Origin of the sequence: Nocardia abscessus NBRC 100374 (assembly GCF_000308455.1) — a bacterium.
GTDB lineage: Bacteria > Actinomycetota > Actinomycetes > Mycobacteriales > Mycobacteriaceae > Nocardia > Nocardia abscessus.
In genome coordinates, this window is sequence record NZ_BAFP01000001.1 from 89,426 (window position 1) to 115,185 (window position 25,760).

Consider the following 25,760-nt stretch of genomic DNA (forward strand, 5'->3'; position numbering starts at 1 on the left):
CGCAGCGTTCGGCCGAATGCTTCGGCGAATGCCGGGTCGTCCTCGAGAAGGGCGCTGGTGCGACCACGGATCATGATCGCTCGCTCGTAGTGCTGTAGCCGCTCGCGCAGATCGGCCATTTGCTCGTGCAGTGACTGCATCGTCTGGGCGGCATCGCGCGCGGGTTGCGAATCCGGCAGGCGGGCCGCCGTAGCGGCGAATGCTTCGACTCCCTGGTGCAGGAGTTCGAAAGCGTGGGCCGCATCCCTGCTGCGCGTCAAATAGTGTTCGACCGCTGTGGTCAGGTGGGACAAGTAGGGTGCCGCGGTGGCAGCGAAAGCCTGATCGCCGCCGGTCTGCGCGTTCGCGAACGCCGCTGCTTCCAGCGGCAGCGACCGAAGCGCATGAAGGAGATCGGAGTCGAACGAGGTTTCCAACCGATCGACGAGATAGCCGTCGAGATGCTCCGACCAGTCCGTGCCGGAATTCTCCCGAATGGCCTCGAAATAAAGCATAAGGCTGGATATCTGGGTGATCGCGTTGCTGAGTGGACCGTGGTGCGCGGCGCTGGGCTCGACGTCGCGGGCGAACGAGCCCTCTTCAGCCCACGGCACGGCGTCCAAGGCCCGTTTCATATAGTGCGCCATGCGCCCCACGTGTTGCGGAAGACTATGGAGGAAGTTCACTTCGTTTCCGAGATCGTCGAACGTCGTCTCCGCATAATCCGTAACGTTCTCGACCAGGGTCCCGGCGACGTTGAACACATCGCTCGCCGCGGCATACAGATGTTCGGCTTCAGCAAGCCGGGCCGCCAAATCCCGTGCGACATCGAACAGCTTCGGGTAGACCGCGATGGGTCCGGTGTGCGTGTTTTCGTAAAACCGCCGCAACTGTTCCCATACGAGCGCGTTCAATGCTCGTGCCGTGCCGATCATCTCCGCCGTCGGCGGCGGGTCGCCGTCCTTGAAGGCCGCCAGGTGAGCCTTCGTCCTGGCATGCATGTCGGCGAGTAGAGCTTGTGCGTCCTCGACGTGCAGCGTGGTTGCCCAGTCGCGAAGCTCAGCATACGAAGCTGGGGCGCCCTGACCATAGGGGCTGCCCAACCGATCGTTCTCTGGGGTGTTGTCGGCGGGTGGGCCGGTGATGGGGCCTTCGCGGGGTACTGCTCGCTGTGGGGTGGGTCCGGAGGGTTGGGTGAGGGCTTTGAGTTTGCTGTTGTCGGATTCGAATCTGGCGACGAATGCTGCTTCGACGCGCAGGTAGGACGGAGTCCAGTTGTCGTGGTGGCGTATGCCGGGGGTGCCGGTCTCGTCGTCGCGGGTGAGGATGTCGAAGACGACTATTTCGTCGGCGGCGTCGGTGACGAGGTAGGCGTGCATTTCTTGGCCGTTGTCGACGAGGATGACTGCGGTGTCGGTTTTCGTGTGCTGGTCTCGGATGTCGGCAATGACCGACCCCATGGGGTCGTCGGTGGGTTCTTCTTCCAGTCCGGCTTTGATGGCTGCCTCGAGTGCGCGCCAGTTGTTGTTGCCTGTCGTGGGTGCTTGGGCGTCGTAGCCGAGTGCCCACAGTGACCGGGACACGTGGTCGATGCATTCCTCCAGGCGCTGGGTCGTCTCAGGGCCGGAACTCGTCTGCGGGAGCCTCCCGCTGAGACTTTGACCGGCCGTTGCGCTGGGCGCGAAAACCAGTCCGGTGAGGGCGTCGGAATCATTCGGCACCGGATCGCTCGCATAGCGCAGCTGTCGGAAACCCAGTTGGCCCACCGCGTCCCAGACCCGGCGGGCGATATCCGGCTCGAGTACCTCATTGCCCTGGAGTACGCGGTGGACCGCGATACTACTGACCCCGACCGCCTGAGCCACGTCTTCGATCCGTACGCGTCGTAAGGCGCTCTGGCGTGGCAGATCCACATCGATTGCATCTTGCAAGTGGTCCGACAGTTGACGAATCGCTGCTTGGCCGATTCGTTGGGATGCTTGCGGCGCAAGCCCCACGGCGGCTGTGGCTTGGGCGGGCGTGAGTCCGTCCAGATAACGCAGCGTCACATAGGTAGCCAGCCTCTCCGGAAGCCGGCCGATGGCACGTTCCAGCGCCCCGCGTGGGACAGCGACCTTATCCGCGTGTAGGGGCATCGCGGACTCGGGTAAAAGTACGCTGACGGCGTCCCACACTCGGCGGGTGATGGTCGGATCGACAATCGCGCCGCCGAGTACCCTCTGGACCTCCATGTCGGTCACGCCGGCTCGCTGTGCCACATCCGGCACCGTCACGGGCCGCTGCCCGTCCACGCGATCCGGCGCCCCGGTTGCCTGCGGCCGGTACGGGTACCCGAGGCCATCGGCCGAATCGAGCACTTGGCGAACCGTGTCCGGGCCAGGACCGGATCCGCCGAGCAAAACCCAGTGCGTAGTCGCTATGTCGACGTCGGCCGCCTGGGCCACTCGAGCCAATGTGGCATGGTCCGGACTGTCCGCGAGCTTCGGTCGAGCAGCCCGGTTCTGCATCACGTCTGCCCCGGGGAGACCGATACCCGGCTCCGGTTCCTTCTCGAAAACCAGCCCTGTTGCCGCATTCGGCTCGGAGCCCGGAGTCGAATCGCCGAGCAGGCCGATCCGCCCTGCCGCCTCCACTACTCGGTTCGCCGGCTCTTCGTTGACTTCGTCGCCCGCGAGCGCGCGGGCCGCCGTATCGGTGGTTGTTCCGGCAAGCCACGCCGCATCCGCGACAGTGGCTTCCCGCACGGTGCCGTACACCACGACGTTCTCACTGAGTTCAGCGGCGAAGAAGGCACCGAGATAGGAGAGGGCGGATCTGTGTAGCTGGTCGATATCCGCGTCCGGACCGAGAGCGGCCCGGGTGCCCTCCGGTGAGCGACCCTCCAGATAGCGGAGGGTGACGTACTCCGCCACCTCGGCGGGAAGGTCCTCGGTGGCGCGGCGCAGCGCGGCATGGGTAACCGCCCGAAGCTCCGGCGCACCACCGGACTGGGGTCGGAATCCAGCCGCATCGGCCTCTTCCAATACGCGGGCAGCCGTTTCCGGATCGCGGCTGCCCTCGCCGCGCAGCACGCTGTAGACCTTCTGAGGGGACACCCCCGCCCGCTCGGCAACCTCGACCGCGGTTGCCTCGGCAGCCACCTGGCCGGCGCGGGGCAAGCCTCGGTCCGAAGGCGGCTGGAGGAGCCCGCGACGGCGGAGTTCGTCGCGAACGACGTTCGCGGTCTCCGAGGTCAGCACGGGTCCGTCGCGCAGAACCTTCTCGACGGTCGATACGCCGACGCCGGCCGCGCGGGCCACTGCGGCGCGGGTGATCCGGCCGGTGTAGCCGATTTCCGCGGCTGCCGTGAGCACCAGTTGTCTGGTGTGGTCGTCCACTGTGCCGCGCCCGTTGCCCAGCACCTTGTCGACTGTGGTCAAGCTGACGCCCGCGGCGCGGGCCACGTCAGGTTTCGTGACCTGGTTCCAATACCCGAGGCGATCGGCCGCCTCCCGCACCTGGGCAACGGCTTGCTCGGCGACCGCGGACCGGCCCTGCAGCACCATCTCGACGATGTCGGTACCGACGCCGAGATCAGCGGCGACCTCGGCGATGGCCGCTCGGCGCTCGGCCTCCAGTCGCACGGCTGCCGCCGTCGCCTCCGGATCGGGTGTGACAGGAGCAGCGTCGGCGTCTTCGACGTCGGGCTCTGGAGCGATGACGTTGCGCTCCACCGGCGCGGGCAGCGCCAATCTGTCGAGCGCGCCGCGCTGTAGCAGGCTGATGTCTGCGCCACGTCGCCGCGCGTTCAGAGCCTCTAGAATGAGCTTGCGCTGGTTGGAATTCAGTTGGCGCCACCGGTCCACTACTTCGCCCGCGACGCCCCGCAACCATTCGCCGACATCCGTCCCCTCGGGTACCTGCCACTCTCGGCTGTCCGCGAACCCGAACACGATGCCGTTGATCTCTTGCGCCAGCAGCACCAGCGGCGCGACATCCCGGCCGACGGGCGAAGCCGGAACTCCAAGCCTGTCCAATACCTCACGGAATACGTTCTGCCCGTGTTGATTACGCAGCGATCGAAGCACCGCCGGATCACCGTGCTGTGGCCGTGGCGGTGTTGTGCCTGTGTCCGGCTGCCCGGCAGCACTGTCCGGATCGTCCGCGGTCGAATCCGACGATCGGGCCGCATCCTCGACGTGTGGGTTGGTGACCTGTTGGCGGGGCACCTCGTCTGCCACGGGCGGGCGCGATAACTGGACCTCCATCCAGACCGTCTTGCCCGGCCGTCCATCACGGGCCAGGTCCACCCCGCGCGCGGTCGCGAGCTCCGCGATGATCCCGGAGCCCCGGCCGTGGGTTCCGTCCGCACGCTCCCCCAACGGGTCGGAGTCGGCGGCGTCCAAGTCGTCGAGGGTGAAACGGGCGAGCAGCGCGTCCTGAGCGCCCCGGTCGACCGCGGTCAACGGTGTCGCGTTGTCGTCCTGCTCGACGTCGCTCTCCGGTCGCCACTTCGGCAGACCGCGTGACGCGTCCGCGACTTCCACCCGCAACTTATCGTCGAGCAGCCATGCCCGTATCTCCGCGCCGCCCTGCTTGGCATACAGGCTGACATTGCCGACCAGTTCCGACACCGCCAGCTGTACGTCGTCGATCAGACTGTCGTCCGCGCCTGCGCGCTCCAGCAACTCGCGTGCCATCCGCCGGGCCGTAGAGGTACCGGCCTGGACTTCACCGCGCTGGAGTACCAATTCCGCTGCCGACTCGGGCGTCACCTTCGATGGGTCGTTCTGCCCCGGAGCCGCGAAGAGCGTGAAGTACCGTGTTCGTTCCCCGTTCGCGCGTAACTCGAAACCCCATGTGCCGGACAACCGCTCCACCAGTTCGATTGCTCGACCGGAGTCGGTCGATGCAACCGACTGCTCGTCGCGCGCCGGGGTTTCCCGGCTCTGGTCGGTGACATCGACCGATATCCACCGGTCGTTTCCCTCCCCGCCGTTCGTCACCTGAATCACCGCGGCCCCTTGCGTAGCCCGCAGAAGTGCCGCGATCATGACCTCGGCCGCCTCGGCGTGATTCTGGACCGGCCAATCGCTCATCACCGTGTCCTGCAGCTGGTGCCGCAATTCTCGAGCTCGTTCCACCGTGATGTCGGTGCCGTCGTCCGGCTGTTGTGTGCGGGAGCCGGGTGGGTTTGCGGTGTGGCCCCACTCCGCGCCGTTGTCGGGGTTCCGGTTGAAGCCCATTGCCCACCGGGGCACGTCGCTGGGTACATGGCCCGCCGTCACATCGCGTCGCGCGGGTAGTCCGAGTGCCGAATCTTGATCCGGGTCATAGTAGGCGTCTACAGCGCCATGCGGTGGTCCGGTTCGCCGGCTCCTTCCGGGAACGGCGCCGCCCCCTTTTGGAGGCGTATGAGCCGCGGCGCTATCCGACGACTCGGTGAGGGGGAGAAGGCCTACGCGGAGCGCCGCCGCCACCATTCCCGCGCGATGATGAGTGCCCAGCTTCTGATTGATGTTGTACACGTAGGTTTTCGCGGACTGGCGGGTCACGCCGAGCGCCGCCGCTATCTCGTTGTCGTCCTTGCCTTCTGCGACGTAGGTGAGTACTTCGATCTCGCGAGGAGCCAGGTCGGCTTTGCCGGCCGCAGCTCCCGACCCGCCGGTGACGATGGGCCCGGTCGGCAGGATTCCTGTGCGTATGGCTACCGCGACCGATGCGGCGCGGGTTTCCACACCGAGTTTGCGGTTGGTTCGAGACGCATAGGACTCCACAGTCTGCTGGGTCAGACCTAGTTCCGTGGCTATTTCGGCGCTCGTCATGCCTGCCGCGACCAGGGCGAGTACTTCGATTTCGCGAGCCTTCAGTTCCGGCGCGACAGCGTTGGGAGCGGTTGCTTCCACCGTGCGGGGAAGGATGCCCGTGCTCACTGCCACCGCGACCATTCCCGCGCGTGTGCCCGAGCCGAGTTTGTCGCCAATGCGGTCGGCATGGGCATTCACGGTGTCCGCGGAAAGCCCGAGCGCCGTCGCGATTTGGGTGCTCGATTTGCCATCCGCGATCAGAGTCAGCACTTCGATTTCGCGAGGAGTCAACTCGGGCAGGGTTGAATGGTCTGGGTCGGCGTTCTCCTCCTGCGTGTGCGGCAGGATGCCGCGTCGGAGGGCCGCCACCACCGCCGTTACCCGATCCTGCGCGCCGAGTTTGTGTTCGATGCGCCCGATGTGCGCCCGGACCGTCGTTTCCTTCAGTCCGAGCAGAACTCCGATTTCTCGGAGCGACTTGTCCTCCGCAACCAGTCGGAGCTCGGTGAGCTCGAGATCGGTCAGTGTGCCGGTGCTGTCCAGCGGCTCCATCGGCAGCAAGCGGGCGAATGTCCGGATCGAGTCGCTCTGTAGAGGGGTGAGTTCCTTGCCCTCGTGTGCCGCGCGTGCCGCGTCTATTACGCGGCGGCGAACGAGCGGACTCAACTCGCCGAGAGTGAGCAGGTCGGCCGGGGCCATTCGCCCTAATGCCTGGCTCACCGGGTGGAGCTCTCCCACCCCCTCCGATTGACGATAGGCGGCAGTGATTCCATCCCTTATGCGGTTGAAGGAGCCCTCGACGGCGACGGTGCTGTGCTCTTCAGCCTGCTTCGACTGTTTCCGACCATTTTCCTGTTGACGTGGCTTGGAGTCCTCGAGATCGGACCGCACACTCGGCGGTGGCTGTGGAGGTTCGGGCGGGGGTTGTTTGCGGGGACGTCTGCGTTTGTTGTCGGGATCGCCACCCATCCGGGTGACGAGGCGCTTTCGTTCCGACTTTCCCTTCGGTTGCGGCGCAGGTTGGAACGGTGGGAGTCCGCCTACGGCTGGAAGGCGGCTGGGGTCCTCGTTGTATTCGAGGGAGTGTGGGTTCAGCTGGGGGCTCGCCGGTTTCTGCGGCGCGCCGGGGGCATCGGGGCTCGGTTCGGTCGCGTACCGGGCGGGCATGACGGGTGCTGCGGGTGGCTTGTCCAGCCCCGCGTCCAGATTGGTTCCCGGCGCGGCGGGATGACGATCCGACAGGGGATTGAGCACATCCGGGGGGCGTGGCGATGCGGGATCGGGGTTGTCGGGGTTCTGGGAGGTGCGGGCCAAGCCGACGGAATCGTCGGGTAGGGGAGTAAACGCCGGCGGGCGCGGTATGACAGGTATGGCGTCGGCGGGTGGTTCGTCCTCCAGCGGGTAGGAGACGCCGGGGATGGTGACATAGTCCCCAGACGGTTTCTTCTGGACGTTGTGCTCCCGCGGGTCTTCCCAGACGCTGTGCTCCCGCGGGTCTTTCTGGACGTTGTGCTCCCGGGGGTCGTCCACGACGGTTCCCGGCGGTGTGGGGAACTCCTCTGGATCGGCATCGGGTTCGTCGTCGGTTCCCGGCCGGCCGGTTGCGGCGACGGGGGCCGGTGGGGTTACGGCGTTCTGCGAGGTTTCTCCGGGATCGGTTGTCAGGAACCCTGCGGCCGGAGACGGTGTTGTCGGCGGGTTCGCGTGGGCGGCAGGGTCGTAGACATCCGGCGCGTGGCCCGCCAACGCTGCCGGTGCGGCGTAAGAGAGGGGGTTTACGCCTCGCGGGGGCCCCGGAGGTGGTGTCGGTCCACCGGCGTGCGGCGTGGTGCCGCTCGCTTCCGGCCTGCTGGGAGGCGGCGTCGAGCGCGTCGCCTCCGGCGCCGCCTTCGATGGGTTCGTTTGGGTGGCGGAGTTCCTGAGTTCTGCGGTCGCATTCGGCGCGGGCTCGGCCTTCGGGCTCGGAACGCTGGTCGCCGTGCCGGAAGTCGGCATGTCGTTCCCGGCGTGCGGCGTGGTTCCGGCATTCGATGCGGATTCGGTGCTCGCGGGCGACACGGGGTTTTCCGGAGCGGTGAGCGGCGACGGCGCGGAGTCCGTGGCCTTCGCCGGTGTGTGCACCGAGGGGGCGGCGGTATCCGCACCAGCCGGCGCCGGGTTCTCCGCGAATTCCGCTTCGAGCCGGGCGAAGTCGAAATCGGGGTCGAGGACGGGTTGTTCCTCGCGCACGGGCCCGGGCTTGTCCAGAGTTTCGCCGGTCGACCGCGGATTCGGCGCGTCTTGGAAGGTGTCACCGCCGGCCTGCCCCAGCTCCACCAGACGCATCTCCCCGGCAGGTCCGTGCTCGATCACGTATGCACCACTGCCGTCGTCGCCGACGAGAATCTCGCTGGTCGGTTGTCCGATCGTCTCTCCCGCGACCACATCGATGGCCCGCTGTTCCGGGCGCACCTGGGGCTCGCTGATCTGGAACTGGCGGGACGGAGTCGGTGCTGCCGGACCTGCTTCGGGGGGCGCGGCGACCGCGACCGAGCCCTGCGCGGGCTCGGACATGTTCCACGCGGGCCACCCGCCGCGGCGTCCAGGGGATGCCGGTGAGGAGGGGTGCGAGGGGGAGTTCGGGCCGCCTGATGGGTGGTCCGGAGCGTTCGGTGTGATTCCGCCGCCTTGCTCCGGTGACTGTCCCGGCCCGTCGCCTCGCATGAACGCGACGAGGGCGTCGCGCTCGGGTCCGGCAGCGTTGTCGAACAGATCGCGGAAGATCTGATCGCCTTCGGCCATCATGTCCGGAGTCAGGTCCTCGGGCCGGCCCGTAGAGCCATCCCGCAAGCGCGGCTCGGGAATTCTCCCGCTCGGCGGGTCCATCCGACTGGTGGTGGATGTGGGTTCAGGGGCCGCTGTCTGTGTTTGGGGTGGCTGACCATCCCGTGGCGCGGAAATCCTGGCCATCGGCGCAGCGTCGGGGGGTGCCCCCGAATTCTCGGGCGTCCCGGTGTACGCCCCGGCCCGCGCGGCCCGCACCGACGCTCCGATCGAGCCCGCCATGCCGGAGCCGAACCCGGTCCACACCATGGCGGCCAGGTCCTTGCCGCGCAGTTCACCTCCGGTCAATCCCCATGCGGTCACCCCGCCCGCCAAGCCACCGGCCATACCGCCCACGCCGCCGGCGGCGACGGTGCCCAGCACGCGCCCGCCCGCCCGGATCGCCGCGGGCGCGATGCGACGGCCGACCTCGACACCGACCAACCCACCCACGGCGCCGGCCGCCGCTCCGATCTTGACCTTCTGCCAATCCACCGTCTTTCGGGAATCGTCCTGTCGACCGCGGGCGCGGTCGGCTTCGCCTTGTGCGATCTGAACCTTTTGCGCGGCATAGGGAACGCCGCCACCGACAGCTGTCCCGAAGAACACACCTTTCGCCGCCAGCACCAGTCGTGGGTGCTCGGTGACGAACCGCGCGGCCTTTCCCAGCATGACCAGCACCAAGTCGCGCTTGGCGAGTTCCATCCCCACCTTCGCCTCGGCACGATCGGCGATCATCTTCGCGATACTGCCCGGCGGAGGCAGCGCCATATCGATGATCACCTGGGCCAGCAGCGCTCCCGCGATGCCGATGATGACGTACTGCTGGTACTCGATGGCCGTGGCGTTGTCGTACAACTGCTTGGCCATGGCGTTGTTGAACTCGATCTGGCTTTGGGTGTGGGCGACGATCTTGCGGTACTGCTCCCGTATCTCCGCACCCGTCGCACCCTCGACCGCCTTCTCCAACTGCTCCAACGCCGCTCGCTGCCGGGCCAGCACCGGGACCAGCCCGTTCGCCGCGTCCGACCAGGCATCGGCGCTGCGCCGCATCGCCTCCGGATCCCCCTCCGGGAAGTGCCCCAGCACCAGATCGGTCAGCCACTGGGGGAAATAGTCCGGAATCTGCACCACTAGGCGCTCGATTGCCCGCGGGCGTGTTCGACGACCATTCGGTGCAGCACTTTCGCCGGCCCGCACGCGGCATCACCACGCAGCTCGACCTCGGTGAACGCCTCCACCACCGCCGCAACGGGATCGAAACCGCCGCCGGAGAAGCAAGCGCGGATCAGCTGGGCGCGCCACTCCCGGTAACCGCGAACAACCCCCGCCAGCGTGTCGCCGCGATCCCACGGCCCGCTGACGCGCCGGTACTCCATGATCAACGACCGGTGCGCCGACTGCCGGACGTGAGGACCGGCCCCCGCTTCGAGAATCCGGCCGAGGTCGCGCACGACGGTCGAATACATCGGTCGCTCGTCGGACCCGGCTACACGCTCGCCCGAGCGGAGTGCGGCATCGACTTTTTCGGCCAGCAGCACACGATTCGCCGCTGTCACCCGGTCGAGCAGAATCCATCCGCCGACGACCGGGTCTTCCCCCTCGTCGATTGTGCGCTCCCACACCACACGGGACACGGCGCCGTCCGGAAGATCGGTGATCTCGATCCCGGCCGGCCGCACGAACGGGTACTTGCCCCGGATGTGGTCGACGGCTGCCGCGATCTCGTCGACCGTGTGTTTCGCCACGCCGGAATTGCCGAATCCGACGACCCGGAGGTTATGGCGCGCGGCAAGCGCTTCCGCGGCGGCCACGGCATCCGGGTCGGTTCGCACGCGGGAGCGCTTCGGTTCCGCCGGTACCGGCTTCGGCTTGCGCTGTTTGGTGTCCTTGCCGGGTTCGGCCGGTCTCGCCGCGCCGGGGTCGGGACCCTTGCGACGCGGTGGATAGACCTGACCCGGCCCGGAGCTTCCGGGTGCGCTCCGCGACCAGGGCGTACCAGGGGCGTTGCGTAGCCAAGGTGATTGGGCAGGTGGCCTCGACAGTCGGTTTTCCGGGGGTCGTCGCTCGGCCGCCGGATCGGGTGCGCCGGCTTTGGGGGTTGCCGCGGCCGGGGGTGGGTTGGTTGCGGGAGGTGTGGCAGCAGAAGGTGTGGCAGCGGCGGGCGACGACGGCTTTTGCCCGGTCGGCGCGGCGTTTCGCGAGTTCGGCGCCGGGCGGTCCGGTACCGAAGGCGTCGGGGTGGCGCCGGGAGACGCCTGCTGGTCGGGCAGGTAGGGACTGTTGTTCGGGCCGTAGTCGCCGGGGTACGGCTGAGCGGGCGCGACCGGGTTGCCGCCCGGCTGGTAACCGGGCTGCTCCGATGGCCGTGCGGCATCGGGGTCGGGCGTCTGGTCGGGGGCGGTGGCGCGGGGAGCGGAATTCGGATCGGCGACGTCCGGCGCGGAGGAGGGTCGCAACGGTTCCGGGCTCTGCCATCGCGGTTGATCGTAGGGAGGGCCGACGACAGGGTTGTAGCCGAATGGATCCTGATTGCGGAGCTGGGAGCCGATGTTCTGATCCTGGTCCTGCAGAGCGTCGCCGGCGGCGGCGACGCTGCTGCTCATTCCGCGCAGATTGTGGACCAGGTTCTCGAATCCGGTGATTCCCTTCTCGGCCGCGGGCTCGTAACTGTCGCCGAAGACCCGGCCCGGTTCGTCGTCGCCCCAGCACTGGCCCTCGGTGGCGAGTCGGTCCTTCAGGCGCGCCAGTTCCTGCTGTGCCGCGTCGGCGATTGCGGCGAGTTCCGGGGTCAGCGCTCGCAGCAGGTCCGTATCCACCCGCAACGATTGAGCCATACCGCGGCAAACCCTTCACCCTGCGTCAACGACACCGAGAGAAGACATTGTCCTATCTGACGGTCCCGATAGGGCGGTAGGTCTTCTCGGTGTTGGGAAGGATCGAGGGTGGGCTCGGTTCGATGCGAAATGTGCGGCGAAGCCGGTTACCTCTGTGGCGACGTCAACGTCGGCTTGTGCAGGTCGAAGTAGGCGACCTCGGCCATGAGTTCGTTCTCCTCCTCGAACAGCGACCGCAGATCGTCCGGGATCTCCATCTTCTCGTGTTCGCGTGCTTCGGCTTCGGAGGTGAAGTACACGGTCTCGACGAATCCGTCGTCGCCGTAGGTCCCCAGCGTGCCGCCGAGGATCTCCGGGCGAACCTCGTGCAAGCGATCGCTCGCCTGGGTCAGGATCTCGCGCATCCGGCCCGCGTTACGCGTGTGGCCTGCCATGACCTGCACGAATCCGGCGCGGTCCGAGCCGCCACCCATCCACTGTGTGACATCGGCGCAGTCCATGAACGTGACCGGCCCGTCGAAGCACTTCTCGGTCTCTTCCCACCAGGCGCGCTGCTCCGGGCGCTCGCTGTTGCGGCGAGCGTCCTGCTCGGATTCGAATCGGGCGAGCGCGAGGAAGGTCCCGTCGTCGCACAGCCCGCTCGTCGTGCCGAGATAGCCGACGGCTCCCGGTTGCAGTTGCTCGTTCCACCGATCCATGCACTGACGCAGTCGGGCCGGGTCGGCGGCCTTGCCTTGAATGACTTGGATGAACATCGGTTCCTCCTGAGGCGGAGTGATCACTCCGCGGTGCCGCCGGGCCGTCACATCGTGGTCCACCGCGGGTGTGACACCGTACGGCCCGCGATCGCGGCCGGCGCACAGTCAATCGTTCGCCGCTGCGTTGCCGCACGCAAGTGCCCGGCAACGGCCGGAGTCGTCGGCGAACCGATCGGTCGACGGCGTTCCGGTCGGCTCAGGCGGCCGGGAGCGGCGTGTGCGCGTAACAGGCGCCCTCGTTGTCGCGCTCCGCGATGCGGACGTACAGCCGGATGAGCGCATCGCGCAGGGAGATGCCCAGCTCCGCGGCGCGGATGCCAGCCAGTTCGCGTGCGAGGTCGCTGGTGAGGGTGCCGGGATCGCTGAGCATTTCGTCGAGCACCATCCCGCTCACGGCCTGCTCGCGGGTGAGGGTGACGGTGGGCAGCCAGCTGAGCTCCCAGGCCGCGCCGGTGGAAAAGGGAAGCAGCCGAGCGCTTTCCGGGGTGATGTCGCTGGTAATGATCGAATGGGTGATGTCGAGTGCCATGATCCGCTCTCATTCACTCTGTTTCGGGATGACGCGGACCCACCGTCGGCCGGTGTGCGGTGACCGTGCTCGGTCACGGCCCGAACGCGGTGGATTCGTCCGTGCCTGAATTGCTGGGTGCCCGAATGCTTCGGGAGATCGGCGCGAGTGGTGTCGGTGGGATGGTCACACCCGGCCACAGGCGATGCCTGCGCGGCCCGGCCCGCGCCATGGTGAGGTATCCGTATCCGGCACCTCCCTAGAGTTATCGGGCCACCCGAGGCCGGCGGGGCGGAAAACCTCTGCGCCGACGTCGAATTGCGATGGCTTCGAGAACCAGGCTAGGTACGGCCACCTCATGCTGTCAACGAAGCTTTAACGCTTTGTGATGATATTAAATAAGCTTTTAGGCTCTGATATGGCCTTATGGCTCAGTGCTTGTCGCGTTTCTGCGCACTTATCAGTTTTCGGGGGTGAGAAGAGCTTGCGGAGCGCGCTTCTGAGCCTATGTGGCAGCGCTTGCCTCCCGCGGCTGGGGGAGGCCGCTCGCGCGGCCGGATCTCGCGTTGACAACGAAATTCGGCGAACGCGATTCGTCAGCCGCCACTTGACACTTGATGATTAGAATGTCGCATCGTGACACTTCGTGAGCATGCGTATGCAAGGTGCAGGATGGGAGACACGGCATGGCTGACTCGGGCTCGCACGAGCAGGTCGGCAACCTGGTTCGCAGGCTACGCCTAGAACGCGGCTACACCCAGGCGGCGCTCGCCACCAGAGCCGGCTGCTCCCGCAGTCTCATCCAGCAGATCGAGAACGGCAGCCGCATACCGCCGCTGGCGCTGCGGGAACGACTGAGCCTGGCCCTGGGTGCGGAACTGCCGACCGACGGCAGCGCCGATCCCGCCACCGATCCGGCCGGCAGCGCCTACTACGACCTGCGAATGCGATTCAACGTCCTGCTGGGCAAGGACCCCGAATCGGTCGCGCGCGCACTGGGTATCGCGCAGAGCCTGATCGACGCCTCCGGCGCGCGAGCGGAGATCGAGCCGCTGCGCCTGATCGCGGATCGGCAGTTGGAGCGGGCCGAGGAGATCCTCGCGCAGATTCCGTCGCGCAGCGCCACGGTATGGGAATGGAACACCGTCACCGACTGGCTGACGATCCTGGAGCAGGCCGCCGCGTCGGTGCGCGCGATCCACACCGCGGATCTGGGCACGATCGGCGGTGACGTGGGCGACGACTATCACGCGGCGATCCTGCGCCTCGCCGACAACTCCCATCCGCCGAAGATCGATGTGCGGCGCATGTATGTGCTGGACGACATCTCGGATGTCTGGCCCTATGACGACAAACTCTGGAAACAGGCCCGCTCGGGCGTGGAGAGCGTGCTGGTCAAGCGCGAGTACGCGCGCAACGCGCAGAGCATGCTCGTGGTCGACGACCGCTACGTCGCGGTGGGCGAGTACGACTACTCGCGCCAGGCCAGGGTCGCGACGCGCTTCTCGGTGCTGAAGCACGACGTCGCGTTCGCGGTCCGGCGGTTCGAGAAACTCTACGACCTCAGGCGCGCGGGGACGGCCATCGTGGTCGACCAGATCGTCGCGCAACCGCCGTTGGCGGAGTTCGAACGACTCACCGAAGGCAACTGCCGCAGCCTGTTCCGCGCCGCACTGCAGGAGCGGTGGAACGCCATGTCCGCACCAGGGGACTCTTCAGAAGGCGAGGTGCCGTGACTCAGAGCCAGGTGCTCACCGATCCCCTCGCCGACCTGGCGACGCTGACCAAACGCTCGGAGGCCAGGAAAAGGGAAGTGCGCGGGCGCCTTTCCCGGGACGCCTGGTTCGCGGGGACCGGCGGCCGCCGCTACACGGGTGTCATCGACGCCTACCACGGCGAAACCGGCCGGGCGCCGGACGCGCACGCCGTCGCGGCGCTGGACCGTGCGTGGCGGGAGAGCCTGCACATCGCGCCCTCCGCCGAATATCTCGACGGCCGGCTGTACGACAAGCGACAGCCGCTGATCCTGCGCGAGCTGGCGGCCCGCAGGCTTTTCCAGCGCCTGTCGCATCCGGTGGAAGGGGTGCCCGGGGTCCGGGTGCGCGCGGAGGAGGTGATCGTCTGCCCGTATTCCAGCACCATGCTGCTCGAGGAAGCCGTCGCCACCCTGGCCAGGCCCGGCGGGGTCATCGTGTGCCCGGAGGGGTTCTACAAGAGCTCCAGCATCCATGTGGAGAAGTTCGGCTTGCGGATCGTGTCGTGCCCGGTGGCTCCGGACGACGCCTTCAAGATCGACCCGGCCCGCTTGGCCCGCTGCCTTGATGAGCTGCGTGCGACGGGCGAACTGTGCGGCGTACTGCTCACGCTGCCGGGCAACCCGGTGGTCGCCGGCTACACCGCTGCCGAGCTGGCGCAGATCGGGCGGGTTCTGCTCGACTGCGGCGTGCCCGTCATCTGCGATATGGCCTTCGACCGGCTGGTGGCCTCGCACATCCCGATCGCCGCGCTGCACGTGGAAACCGAGCAGGGCATCCGGCGGCTGTACGACGTGGTACTGACGCTGACCGGAAACTCGAAAGGCTACAACGCCTTCGGTCCCTGCAAGATGGGCGCGGCGTGCACAGGGGACAGTGCGTGGCTGGAGCGGATCCGGGAACGGCTCACCATCTCGTTCCAGCGCGAGACCACCCACCTGGCGCGCGCGATCCTGGAGCACACACCCGAAGACTATTTCGACCGCAACCACACGCTGATGCGCGCGCAGATCGATCGGGCCTGCGGCCATATCGCCGCGATCAACGCCCGGCTCGGGGCCGATGTGCTGCGACCGCTGGGCAGTCCGGAAGGGATGTTCGTCTCGGTCGTGTTCGATCGCGCGCTCCTCGACCAGGCGGGCGTGCACACCAGCGCGCAGGTGGAGGACATGGTGCTCGCCGTGGCAGGCGTCGACAGCGTCGCGCTGGACCGGACCGGCTCGCTGCGTCCCGGCATCCGGCTGAACATCCTGGCCCCGCGCAAAGCGCCGCGACACGAATCGCCCGCTCTGATCGAGGAACTGTTCGACCGGCTGGAGCAATTGATCCGCGACATCGCAGACGGACTCACCTATCGCGATGCGCTCGCCACTCGGGGCCTGACCGCCCTGGCCACCGATCCCCGGGCCGCGCCGTGATCGTCGGGGTGCTGCGCGAGACGGCTCCGCGGGAGGCCCGTGTGGCGCTCACGCCCGAGGGAGTGCGCACGCTTTCGACGGCTGGCCTGCAGGTTGTCGTGGAGGAAGGCGCGGGGCAGGGCGCGGGTTTCGCCGACGCGGCCTACCGCGCGTCGGGGGCGGTCGTTGTCGCGGATCGCGCGACGGTCTTCGAGCGGGCGGGCATCGTGGTCTGGGTGAAACCGCCTGCGTTCGCATTGGATTCGATGCCGCTGCGCGCGGGGACCACGCTGGTCGGTTTCCAGGATCCGCACTATCGCCGCGACGAGATCGACCGGTTGCGCGGCCGCGGCATCGAGTCGGTCGCCTTCGACTGGGTGCCGCGCGAGGCCGCGACCACCGAGTTCGATGCGCTGTCCACGATGAGCCGGATCGCGGGCGCGGTGGGCTACGCCGAAGGCAGGCGACTGCTGGCCGCGCCGCGGCTCACGCGCCCGGTGCGTGCTCTCGTGCTGGGGTGCGGGGTGGCCGGGCTCGCCGCGATCGCGGCCGCGCGCACGTTCGACGACGAGAAGCCGACGGCGGTCGGTAATCGCCTCGCGCAGCGGGACGCCGCTTTCGAGGCGGGGGCAGGGCAGTTCGTTCCGAACCAGGACGACAACGCGGCGCTGCTGGAATCGCTCGCCACGACGCGACCCGATCTCGTCGTCTGCACCGCCGTGCACCGCGGATCCCGGGCGCCGCGCCTGCTCGAACAGGAGGCGTTGGACCTGCTCGGGCCGGGGACCGTCGTCGTGGATCTCGTAGCGAAGGCGGGCGGCAATTGTGTCGCCACCGTTGCCGACAAGACCGTGACCCTGCCCAACGGTGTGGTGGTCACGCATCGCTCCAACTACCCGGCCGGCCGTCCCGCGGCGGCCAGTCACGCGTACGGCGCGGCGACGGCCGCCATGGTGCTGCGAATCGCGGGCAGCGACCGAAGTGCCTTGACGCTCGACGAGAACGTGTTCTAATTTTTGGCATGCGCAGATTTGACGGACGCCGCGTGCTGGTGACGGGAGCCGGCTCCGGCATCGGGCAGGGCATCGCCTTGCGGTTGCTGGACGAAGGGGCGCAGCTGGTCGCCGCCGATATCGACGCGGCGGGCTTGGCGACCACCGCGGGAAAGGCTGGTGACGGCGCCGAACGCCTGCGAACCGTCGAAGTCGACACGGCCGATCCGGCGTCCGTGCGCACGGCGACCGGACAGGCGCTGGAGTTCCTCGACGGGCTGGATGTGCTGGTCAACGCCGCGGGCATCCTGCGGCCGGCGCGCACCCACGAGATGCCGCTCGAAGTCTGGGACCAGGTGATCCGGGTGAATCTCACCGGTACCTTCCTGATGACCCAGGCCGCGCTGCCCGCTCTGCTGGACACCGGACGCGGCGTGGTGGTCAACATCTCCTCGACGGCGGCCTTCAGCGCGGCGCCCTACCTCGCCTCCTACGCCGCGTCCAAGGGCGGCGTCAACGCCTTCACCCACGCCATCGCCCTGGAGTACGCCAAGCAGGGATTGCGCGCGGTGAACATCGTTCCGGCGGGCATCACCAGCGGTATCACGACGAAGTCCATCCTGGATCAGCCCGAGGGGTTCGATCCGCAGCTGTTCTCCCGGATGACCGGATGGCTCAATGGTGGCGCGCTGGGCAGTCCGGAGGACATCGCCGGAGTGGTCGCCATGGTCGCCTCCGACGACGGGCGGTACATGACCGGCACCGAGATCCGGGTGGACGGCGGCGCGCTGATGTAGTCAGCGGCGGGTCGCGACCAGCAGGTGATGCGGGATCGGCTTGTTCGCCAGCGGCCGGTGCTCGACATCGCAGCCCGCCTGTTCCAGCGCCGCGATCACTTCCGGCACCGGACGCAGTGTGAAGCCGTAGGACGTGAACGGCAGTTTCGCCATCGCGTCCGGATCGCCGATGCCGATCACCAACCGGCCGCCCGGCCGGACCACCCGGGACAGCTCGGCGCAGGCCGCGGCCAGATCCGGCACGAAGTAGACGGTGTTCACCGTGATCGCGGCGTCGAGGCTGTCGTCCGCCAGCGGCAGCGCGGTGAGCGAACCCTCGGCCAGGCGCAGGCGACCGGAGTCGAGGTCGCTCGCATGGCCCGAGCGTGCCCGGGCCAGCATGTCGGCCGAGATCTCCACACCGTGCACCACGCCGTCCGCGCCGACCCGATCGAGCAGCAGGGAAAGCCCTGCGCCGCCGCCGAATCCGACGTCGGCGGCGGTGGCGCCCGGTGCGACGCCCGTGGCCTCGACCGCCCCGGCGATGGCGACCTTGTTGCCGCGATTGAGCAGGAAGGCGACACCTTTGCCGAGCACGCCGTGCGGATTGCCGAGCTGACCGGCGAGGGTGGACAGCAGGCGGGCGCGAACGGAGTTCATGGTCGTCATCGTATCGGCCCTGCCGTACCGGCCGCCGCGGCAAATGTCCGAATACTGTTCCCCTGGTATCCGTTCGGATACCGCGTTGCCCAGCGAAGGACGACCGCTATGCGCCGACCGATGATCGTTTTCGCCGCCTGCGCGCTGGCTCTGCTGTCCGGTCAGCCCGCATCGGCTGCCGCGCCGTGGGGGCCGCTCGCGCCGCCGAACCCTTTCCTCGGGCCGGCCGGGACCGCGACCATGCACGGCGACGCGGGGTCCTCGGACGTGACCGCGCTCGCCGGGCCCGGCGACCGCGCCGCGACGGTCGCGGCGTATCCACTGGCCTCCGCGTGTCCCACGCTGCTGGAAGGGTCGGACCGTCTCGTGGTGGCCCTGTGCACCGCGATCGCGGGACAGACCCCGACGGTGCAGCTGCTCGATCCCGCGGCACCGGGGCCGCTGGCGGGCTCGCTCGCGGCGCTGCCGTTGACCAAAGGCAGCTTGCTCGGCGGCGTCTATGCCTACCTCGACCAGGACGACCGCTTGGTGGTCGTGGACGGCGCCGACCGGCTGCTCCGGATACGGCACGAGCGGGACGCGGCGGGGGCCTGGCGGCTGATCAGCGAGGACGCCGCCGATCTCGGCTCGGTGCTCCCGCCGGGGGACGATGTGACCGGTCTCGTACCGGATTGGTCGGGCAATGTGTGGTTCGCGACCGGCCAGGGCGTGGTCGGATTCGTCACCGCCGCCGGTCAGGTGTCGACGCTGGCGCTGCCCACCGGAGAACGCGTGGCCAACAGCATCTCGGCGGCGCCGAGCGGGCATGTCGCGGTGGCGACGACGCACGCGCTGTACGAACTGCGCGTCGCCACGTCCGGGATTCCGGAGATCGTGTGGCGCGCGGCCTACGACCGCGGATCGGCACGCAAGCCGGGGCAGCTCAGCTGGGGCACCGGCTCCACACCCACCTACTTCGGCCCTGCGACCGGCGCGGACTACCTGACCATCGTCGACAACGCCGACGGACAGGTGCACGCGTTGGTATTCCGCTCGGGGACCGGCCAATTGATATGTGCGGCGCCGGTGCTCGGCAAAGGCGGCCCCGGCAGCGAGAACTCGCCGATCGGGATCGGCAGTTCGGTCTTCGTGGCCGGCACGTACGGATACCCGTACCCGGCACTCCCCGAGGGCGCGGGACCGGCGGTGCCGGCGAGCGCGCCGTTCACGGGTGGGATGACGCGCGTCGATGTGACCGGCGATGGATGCCGCGTGGTGTGGGAGAACACGATTCGCAGTGCGGCCGTACCGCGCCTGTCCACCGCGGACGGGCAGCTGTACACGGTCGCCCGCGTCGGAGCCGACCACACCACGCCCCTCGACGGGTACACGTTCACCGCCCTCGACCCGGAGACCGGTGCGATCACCGCCTCGCACCCCCTTCCCGGCACCATCGTCGACGATCCGCTCCAAACCGCGCCGCTGATCACCCAGGACGGCCACCTGCTGCAAGGAACGATCACCGGAATTCTGCGCGTGGGCTGACCCGCGGTCTGCCTTCAGCCTTTGGCCGCGGATCGCCGTTCGGGTTGTGCCGCGGAAACATCTCGGGCCGCCCGACGGTGGTCGCGGCCGGTCGTCGGACTGTGACGTGCGTCTCTCGAACTCGGGTGTCGCGGTGTCGATTTCGCGAGGTTCCGGCCTGTGGCGAGGGGAGTGAGGCGAAGATCACATACCTCGTTACGGTTGCGGCCGAGGTGCTGAATCGAGCGGACGAACCGGTCGGATCGGCCCCTTTTCTCCGACCGGTTAATCCCGAGCCTGTCGGGGAACTGGCCGGTCTTCCTCGCGTGCCACTATGTCCTTACCCGGTTTATTACCGCGTAAACAAACTTGTGGTCTCTTTCTTTCGCGGGAGTGTCAGCAACTGACATTTAGTGCAAATGAACGTGCAGGTGGGAGGCCCTGTCAGCAACCATGGAGAGGTCTATCTTCTGGCCCGGCTAACGGCACGGAGAAGTTTCCGAGCTATTGCGAAGCCGATTCCGGGTGAGTGTTTCGCCGGTCTCGCCGACGCGGTGCCGGGCGATCGAAACGGCGAGCGCGCGGGTCGCATGCGGTTAGCTGACACGGGGTCGGAGAGTGGTTCCGCAAGGGTTTGCTGGAGCGCTGCTTTATACGCTTGACCTCGGCGGGGAGGGTTGCGTAGGGATAACGATTGTGTAGAGTTGACGGTAACGCTGGCCGCAGCTCGAGCACGACTCGCTGCGGCCAGCGGAACTCAAATGGGGGAGTACCGAAGCGATCTGGAAGCCACGTAGCTGCCGATTGTCCCGACTGTGTCGCTCAGGGTGTGCTGAATGTTGGCTGCGTCACAGTGGAGAGTCCATCGCTCCTCGTCACGCCAGCCGGGTTCGCCTGCGTCCTGACCGCACGCCGCCCCACGCCGAACACGTACACCAGGAACAACGCCTCGGCGGTGAACCCGATCGCGATGCGTATCGGTGCGGGCAGCGGACTCGGCGTCACGAACCCCTCGATGAAGCCACACACCAGCAACACGCCGACCAGGCCGAGCGCCACGGTCGCGGTCGCCCGGCCCTGCCTGGCCACCGCCTCCACCCGGCTGAGCCGACCGGGATCGATCAGTGTCCAGCCGAGTTTCAGCCCCGCGCCGCCCGCTACGAAAACCGCGGTCAGTTCCAGCGTGCCGTGCGGAAGGATGAAGCCGAAGAACGAATCCAGCCGCCCCGCGTCGGCCATCAGCCCGGCGCTGACGCCCAGGTTGAGTGCGTTCATGAACAGCAGGTAGACCGCGGGCAGGATCAGCACCCCGGTGAACAAGGCGATCGCCGCCACCCACGCGTTGTTCGTCCACACCTGCGCGGCGAAAGCCCCCTGCGGATGCTCCGAGTAGTACGTTTCGAACGCGCCGCCCGGTGCGGTGAGACTCCGTGTGTCGCTCGGAATCCCGAGCACTTCGCGTGCCGAATCGAACCGGTCCACCCAGACGGCCAAGCCGGCCGAGACGAACAGGAACACCGCCGCCACGCCGACCCACCACGGCGACGAGCGATAGAGCGCCGCCGGGAAGCGGTGGCTGAAGAACCGGCCGATCTCCTGCCAGGTGTCGGCTCGCGTCCCGAGCACCCGGCCCCGCGCACGCGCCAGCAGCGCGCTGAGTCCGGCGATCAGCTCCGGGTCCGGGCTGTGCGACTGCAGCCGCGCCAGCTGCTGGGAGGTGCGGCGGTAGAGCATGACGAGTTCGTCCGCCTCCGCCCCGGTCAGCTTGCTCCGTTTGGACAAGTAGTCGAGCCGGTCCCACGCCCTGCGGTGCGCCAGGCTGTATGCGTCCACGTCCATTCGGTTGCCTCCCACTCCCGCCGGTCGCAAGAATGCTATCGACATGGCTGAGTTCACCACCGGCGAAGCAGTGGCCCTCGAGCTGCCGATCGCCCGGATCCCCACGAGGGCCAGCGCGTTCCTGATCGACGTGCTGGCCCAGTGCACGCTCGCGTTCGTGCTGCTGTTCGCGATCGTCACGCTGCTGCTGCCCGCGGGCGTCGACTCGGCCTGGCTGGATGTGGTGATGCTGGTCACCATCGTGACCGTGCTGGTGGGCTACCCGGTGACCTGTGAGACCGCTTGGCGGGGACGCACACTGGGCAAACTGATGCTCGGGCTGCGCGTGGTGCGCGAGGACGGCGGGCCGATCGACTTCCGGCACGCGCTCACCCGCGGCCTGGCGGGCGCGATCGTCGATTTCTGGATGCTCGGCGGGTTCGGCGCCATCGCGGTGCTCACCTCGATGTGCTCGCCGCATGCGCGCCGGATCGGTGACGTGCTCGCCGGCACCGTGGTGGTGCACGCGCAACGACCGCTGCCGCCGCCCGCGCTGGCGATCGCGCCGCCGTGGCTGACCGGGTGGAGCGCCCAGCTGGATCTGGCCGGGCTACCGGAGGATCTGGCGTTGGCGGTGCGGCAGTACCTGACGCGCTTCCGTACGCTGACGCCCGCGGCGCAACATCATCTGGGCACGGCGCTCGTGTCCGAGGTGTGCGGGCGGCTGCGTGTCGCGCCGCCCACCGGTTGTCCGCCGCTACAGATCCTCGGCGCGGTCATCGCCGAACGACAGCGCCGGGTGCTGCCGCCGCCGGTGTTCCCGGTGTTCCCGCCGCTGCCGCCGCGCGCCGGTCAGCCGTACGCCGCGACGTAGTCGTCGACCTCGCGGACGAAGGCGTCCTGGCGAGCGGGCGTGATCCAGGAGGCGCGGAAGGAGTTCCTGGCCAACTCGGCCAGCCGATCGATCCCGAGGCCGGCCTGCTCGGCGAGTGCGAGGTAGTTGTCGGCCACGTACGCGCCGAAGTACGCGGGGTCGTCGCTGTTGACCGTCACGGTCAGGCCGCGATCGAGCAGGCCGACGATCTCCGCCGACTTCATCTGCGCGGTGACGAACGAGTTCGACACCGGACAGCAGGTGAGCGCGATTCCCCCGGACTTCGCCAGTTCCACCAGACGGTCGTCCGCCACGATGTTCGTGCCGTGATCGAGGCGGTCGACGGCGATATCCTCCAGCGCTTGGCGGATGTGCTCGACGGAATCCGGCTGGTCGATGTCGCAGTGCATGGTCAGGAGGAACCCTTCCGCACGGGCACGCTCGAAGACGGCGGCGAACTTGCTCGGCGGGTTGCCGCGCTCGTCGGAGTCGAGCCCCACGCCGACGATCCAGCTCTTGTACGGCAGCGCTTCCAGCAGCGTCGCCATGGCGTACTCCGCCGAATGGTCGCGCAGGAAGCACAGGATCAGCTCGGCCGAGATCCCCAGCTCGCGCCGCGCCCGTGCGATCGCCGAACGGTATCCGCTGATCACCGAGGGAAAGGGAACGCCGCGCCCGGTGTGCGCCTGCGGATCGAAGAACAGCTCGACATGACGCACGCCTTGCCCGTGTGCCCGGCGCAGATAGTCGAACGCGAGATCGTGGAAATCCTCCGGGCGCTGCAGTACGCCCATCGCGGGGTAGTAGACCCGGAGGAACGACGTCAGGTCGTGGAATCGATAGGTCTGCTTGACCTCCTCCACGCTTTTCTCCGGCAGTTCGATGCCGTTGCGCCGAGCGAGGCGGAACTTCAGCTCCGGCTCCAGCGTCCCTTCCAGATGCAGATGCAGCTCCGCTTTGGGCAATCCGCGGACGAAGGCGGCGAGATCCGAGGCCATGAGAACATGATCCTCCTCAGAGGGCGCCGGACTGCTTCAGTTCCAGGTATTCGTCCGCCAGGGCTTCCGGCAATCGTGCCGGGGACGCCGCCACCACCGCGATCCCGGTGCGGCGTAGCGATTCCTGCACCAGCGCCCGTTCGGCCAGCACCGATTCGGCCGCGGCCGCCGCGTAGAGGTCGGGCAGGGTGTCGCGCCGAACGGCTGCCGCGGCGACATCGGGGTCGGTCACCGAGACGATGAGCACCCGGTGGCGCTGCGCGAGAACCGGCAGCACGGGCAACAGGTTCTCCTCGACCGCCGCACCATCGAGGCTGGTGAACCAGACGACCAAGCTGCGCCGGCGGGTGCGCTGGATGGCCGCCCGCACCAGTCCGGAGCTGTCGGTGTCGACCAGGGCCGCGGTGATGCCCGCCATCGCGTGCATCAGTTTCAGCTGCAACCCTTTTCCACCGGCGCCACGGACCTCGGCGCGCGGTCGGCGGTCGAAGGCGAGCAGGTCGACCGAGTCCCCGGCAGCCGCCGCCAGACCGCCCAGCAGCAGGGCCGCCTCGATGCTCGCGTCCAAGCGAGTGCCGTCACCGACCCGGCCCGCGCTGACCCGCCCGGTGTCCAGCAGCATCAGCATGTGCCGGTTGCGCTCCGGACGCCAGGTACGGACCAGGACGTCGGTGGCGCGGGCGGTGGCGCGCCAGTCGATGGCGCGCACGTCGTCCCCGGCGACGTACTCGCGGAACGAGTCGAATTCGGTGCCCTGCCCGCGCAGGTTGGCCACATTGCGGCCGTCGAGATGCTGCAACCGTTTGACTTTCGACCGCAGCAGCCGCTCGGCGCGGAACGCGGGCAGCGCGCGGATCCGGGCGGGCACGCTGCGCCTGGTCTGCCTGCCCGCCAGTCCGAGTGGGCCGAGCAGCCGCACCGTGACCTGGCCCGCGACCCGATCGCCCCGGTAGGTGGGCGTGAGCGTGGTGCGCAGCCGGACCTTGGTGCCAGGAGCGAGATCCAGCCGGTGCGCACGGTGTTCGGCGCGTGCGCTGTCGGGCCAGTCGTCCCACACCGTGCCGCGCAGCACGCGGGTTCCGGTGTTGACCGCCACGAGCTCCACCTCGGCGGAGCGCCCGAGCCGCACCGTGGTCATGGCCTCGCGGGAGAGTGTCAGGTCGCGCGCCCGCCCGGCCGCGGCGAGGTCGATGAGCAGCCCGGCCGCCAGGACGGAGGTCAGCACCACCACGCCGAGCAGGGACGGCAGGACCAGGGTGACGAACAGGGCCGCCACGCCTGCCGCGGCGGCCAGCCGACCGGTGACGACCATCGGCTACACCGGGACCGGAACCGACAGCAGCAGCGACGACAGCACGCCCTCGGTGGTCACGCCGTCCAGCTCGGCCTCAGGACGCAGATGCAGACGGTGCCGCAGCACGGCGACCGCGACGGCTTTCACGTCGTCCGGCGTGACGAATCCGCGACCGTTGAGCCAGGCGAACGCGCGCGAGGCCGCCATCAGCGCGGTCGCGCCGCGGGTCGAGGCGCCGTGCTGCACGGCGGGCGAGGTGCGGGTGGCCCGGCACACGTCGACGGTGTAGGCGAGCACCTCTGGGCTGATCGTCGTCTGCGCGATCGCGGCGCGGGCGGCGGTGATGTGCTCGGGGCCCGCCACGGGACGCAAGCCCGCGGCGGTCAGATCGCGGGGATCGAAGCCGGCGGCGTGGCGTTGCAGAATGCGGAACTCGTCGTCGCGGCCGGGCAGGTGGATGTCCACCTTGAACAGGAACCGGTCCAGTTGCGCCTCCGGCAGCGGATAGGTGCCCTCCTGCTCGATCGGATTCTGGGTGGCGACCACGACGAACGGATCGGGCAGCGGCTGCGGCTTCCCGTCCACCGAGACCTGCCGTTCCTCCATCGATTCCAGCAGCGACGACTGGGTTTTCGGCGGCGTGCGGTTGATCTCGTCGGCGAGCAGCAGGTTGGTGAACACCGGACCGTGCCGGAAGGTGAACTCCGCGGAGTGCGGATCGTAGATCTGCGACCCGGTGACGTCGCCGGGCATCAGGTCCGGGGTGAACTGCACTCGCGCGTGCTCCAGGTCCAGCGCCGTGGCCAGCGCACGCACCAGCAGCGTCTTCGCCACCCCCGGCACGCCTTCGAGCAGCACATGGCCCCGGCACAGCAGGGCGAGCACCAGGTACATGACCGCGGAGTCGTTGCCGACCACCGCTTTGCCGATCTCGGCGCGCAGAGCGTGGAACGCGGCGCCCGCTTGCTCCGCCGTCGGGGTGGTCTCGGTGCTGGTCATTGCATCTCCTGTGGTTCGCGGGAGT

Annotated in this window: 15 protein-coding genes (1 of these 15 cut by a window edge); 6 read left to right on the forward strand and 9 right to left on the reverse strand. The window is 68.3% G+C overall.

Translation table 11 applies throughout. From position 1 onward, the window contains the following. The 4 genes from ON19_RS00305 to ON19_RS00320 all read right to left on the reverse strand — a co-directional run. Window positions 1-9,701: the beginning of an alpha/beta fold hydrolase gene (locus ON19_RS00305; protein WP_043684458.1), read on the reverse strand. It extends 21,046 nt beyond the left edge of the window; 9,701 of the gene's 30,747 nt are visible here — the first part of the coding sequence; the start codon lies at window positions 9,699-9,701; its stop codon lies off the left edge, out of view. Further along, entirely contained in the window at window positions 9,701-11,404 is a 1,704-nt protein-coding gene (locus ON19_RS00310) for a WXG100 family type VII secretion target (protein ID WP_043684462.1), read from the reverse strand. Before ON19_RS00310 ends, ON19_RS00305 begins: the two co-directional genes overlap by 1 nt. A 146-nt stretch (window positions 11,405-11,550) precedes the next feature. After that, window positions 11,551-12,159 carry a hypothetical protein gene (locus tag ON19_RS00315; protein WP_043684588.1) on the reverse strand — a complete coding sequence of 203 codons (609 nt, stop codon included), beginning with the start codon at window positions 12,157-12,159 and terminating at the stop codon, window positions 11,551-11,553. A 199-nt stretch (window positions 12,160-12,358) separates the two neighbouring features. Beyond that, the gene (locus ON19_RS00320) at window positions 12,359-12,691 is read right to left on the reverse strand and encodes a hypothetical protein (protein ID WP_043684465.1); all 333 of its coding nucleotides are present in this window, start codon (window positions 12,689-12,691) and stop codon (window positions 12,359-12,361) included. Window positions 12,692-13,356: 665 nt separating this feature from the next. On the opposite strand from ON19_RS00320, the gene ON19_RS00325 reads away from it, so the two are divergent. Genes ON19_RS00325 through ON19_RS00340 form a run of 4 tightly spaced genes read left to right on the forward strand, consistent with a single transcriptional unit; the run spans window position 13,357 to window position 17,610 of the window. Beyond that, window positions 13,357-14,406 carry a helix-turn-helix transcriptional regulator gene (locus tag ON19_RS00325; protein WP_043684470.1) on the forward strand — a complete coding sequence of 350 codons (1,050 nt, stop codon included), beginning with the start codon at window positions 13,357-13,359 and terminating at the stop codon, window positions 14,404-14,406. Further along, a complete protein-coding gene (locus ON19_RS00330) occupies window positions 14,403-15,842 on the forward strand; it encodes a pyridoxal phosphate-dependent aminotransferase (protein WP_043684473.1) in 1,440 nt (479 codons plus the stop codon). Before ON19_RS00325 ends, ON19_RS00330 begins: the two co-directional genes overlap by 4 nt. An 8-nt stretch (window positions 15,843-15,850) precedes the next feature. Then, complete coding sequence (locus ON19_RS42755; RefSeq protein WP_227954960.1) at window positions 15,851-16,834, forward strand: Rossmann-fold NAD(P)-binding domain-containing protein; 984 nt, start codon at window positions 15,851-15,853, stop codon at window positions 16,832-16,834. A gap of 8 nt (window positions 16,835-16,842) precedes the next feature. Then, window positions 16,843-17,610, forward strand: coding sequence for an SDR family NAD(P)-dependent oxidoreductase (locus ON19_RS00340; protein WP_043684481.1), 768 nt, complete (start codon window positions 16,843-16,845; stop codon window positions 17,608-17,610). On the opposite strand, the gene ON19_RS00345 is transcribed toward ON19_RS00340, so the two are convergent. Then, the gene (locus tag ON19_RS00345; protein WP_043684592.1) at window positions 17,611-18,249 is read right to left on the reverse strand and encodes a methyltransferase domain-containing protein; all 639 of its coding nucleotides are present in this window, start codon (window positions 18,247-18,249) and stop codon (window positions 17,611-17,613) included. 108 nt (window positions 18,250-18,357) lie between these two features. On the opposite strand from ON19_RS00345, the gene ON19_RS00350 reads away from it, so the two are divergent. Beyond that, window positions 18,358-19,773, forward strand: coding sequence for an NHL repeat-containing protein (locus ON19_RS00350; protein ID WP_043684483.1), 1,416 nt, complete (start codon window positions 18,358-18,360; stop codon window positions 19,771-19,773). An 801-nt stretch (window positions 19,774-20,574) separates the two neighbouring features. On the opposite strand, the gene ON19_RS00355 is transcribed toward ON19_RS00350, so the two are convergent. Further along, on the reverse strand, window positions 20,575-21,591 hold the full coding sequence (locus ON19_RS00355) for a stage II sporulation protein M (protein ID WP_043684487.1): 1,017 nt from the start codon (window positions 21,589-21,591) through the stop codon (window positions 20,575-20,577). Between the two features lie 43 nt (window positions 21,592-21,634). Here ON19_RS00355 and ON19_RS00360 point away from each other — a divergent pair, with 43 nt between their 5' ends. Beyond that, window positions 21,635-22,444 (forward strand): RDD family protein, encoded by an 810-nt coding sequence (locus ON19_RS00360; protein WP_043684491.1) that lies wholly within the window; start codon window positions 21,635-21,637, stop codon window positions 22,442-22,444. On the opposite strand, the gene add is transcribed toward ON19_RS00360, so the two are convergent. The 3 genes from add to ON19_RS00375 are packed head-to-tail and all read right to left on the reverse strand — an operon-like array spanning window position 22,423 to window position 25,735. Beyond that, on the reverse strand, window positions 22,423-23,442 hold the full coding sequence (add, locus tag ON19_RS00365; RefSeq protein WP_043684495.1) for an adenosine deaminase: 1,020 nt from the start codon (window positions 23,440-23,442) through the stop codon (window positions 22,423-22,425). The two genes, ON19_RS00360 and add, sit on opposite strands and share 22 nt — an antisense overlap. Window positions 23,443-23,458: 16 nt before the next feature. Next, a complete protein-coding gene (locus tag ON19_RS00370; RefSeq protein ID WP_043684498.1) occupies window positions 23,459-24,754 on the reverse strand; it encodes a DUF58 domain-containing protein in 1,296 nt (431 codons plus the stop codon). Between the two features lie 3 nt (window positions 24,755-24,757). Continuing rightward, window positions 24,758-25,735: an AAA family ATPase gene (locus ON19_RS00375; RefSeq protein WP_043684502.1), complete on the reverse strand. Its 978-nt coding sequence runs from the start codon at window positions 25,733-25,735 to the stop codon at window positions 24,758-24,760. Window positions 25,736-25,760: the final 25 nt, after the last annotated feature.

Coding starts and splice junctions, on each gene's coding strand:
- ON19_RS00320 (WP_043684465.1), bottom strand. CDS start 12,691: ATGGCACTCGACATCACCCATTCGATCATTACCAGCGACATCACCCCG.
- ON19_RS00350 (WP_043684483.1), top strand. CDS start 18,358: ATGCGCCGACCGATGATCGTTTTCGCCGCCTGCGCGCTGGCTCTGCTG.
- ON19_RS00340 (WP_043684481.1), top strand. CDS start 16,843: ATGCGCAGATTTGACGGACGCCGCGTGCTGGTGACGGGAGCCGGCTCC.
- ON19_RS00355 (WP_043684487.1), bottom strand. CDS start 21,591: ATGGACGTGGACGCATACAGCCTGGCGCACCGCAGGGCGTGGGACCGG.
- ON19_RS00315 (WP_043684588.1), bottom strand. CDS start 12,159: ATGTTCATCCAAGTCATTCAAGGCAAGGCCGCCGACCCGGCCCGACTG.
- ON19_RS00310 (WP_043684462.1), bottom strand. CDS start 11,404: ATGGCTCAATCGTTGCGGGTGGATACGGACCTGCTGCGAGCGCTGACC.
- ON19_RS00375 (WP_043684502.1), bottom strand. CDS start 25,735: ATGACCAGCACCGAGACCACCCCGACGGCGGAGCAAGCGGGCGCCGCG.
- ON19_RS00325 (WP_043684470.1), top strand. CDS start 13,357: ATGGCTGACTCGGGCTCGCACGAGCAGGTCGGCAACCTGGTTCGCAGG.
- ON19_RS00345 (WP_043684592.1), bottom strand. CDS start 18,249: ATGAACTCCGTTCGCGCCCGCCTGCTGTCCACCCTCGCCGGTCAGCTC.
- ON19_RS00370 (WP_043684498.1), bottom strand. CDS start 24,754: ATGGTCGTCACCGGTCGGCTGGCCGCCGCGGCAGGCGTGGCGGCCCTG.
- ON19_RS00360 (WP_043684491.1), top strand. CDS start 21,635: ATGGCTGAGTTCACCACCGGCGAAGCAGTGGCCCTCGAGCTGCCGATC.
- add (WP_043684495.1), bottom strand. CDS start 23,442: ATGGCCTCGGATCTCGCCGCCTTCGTCCGCGGATTGCCCAAAGCGGAG.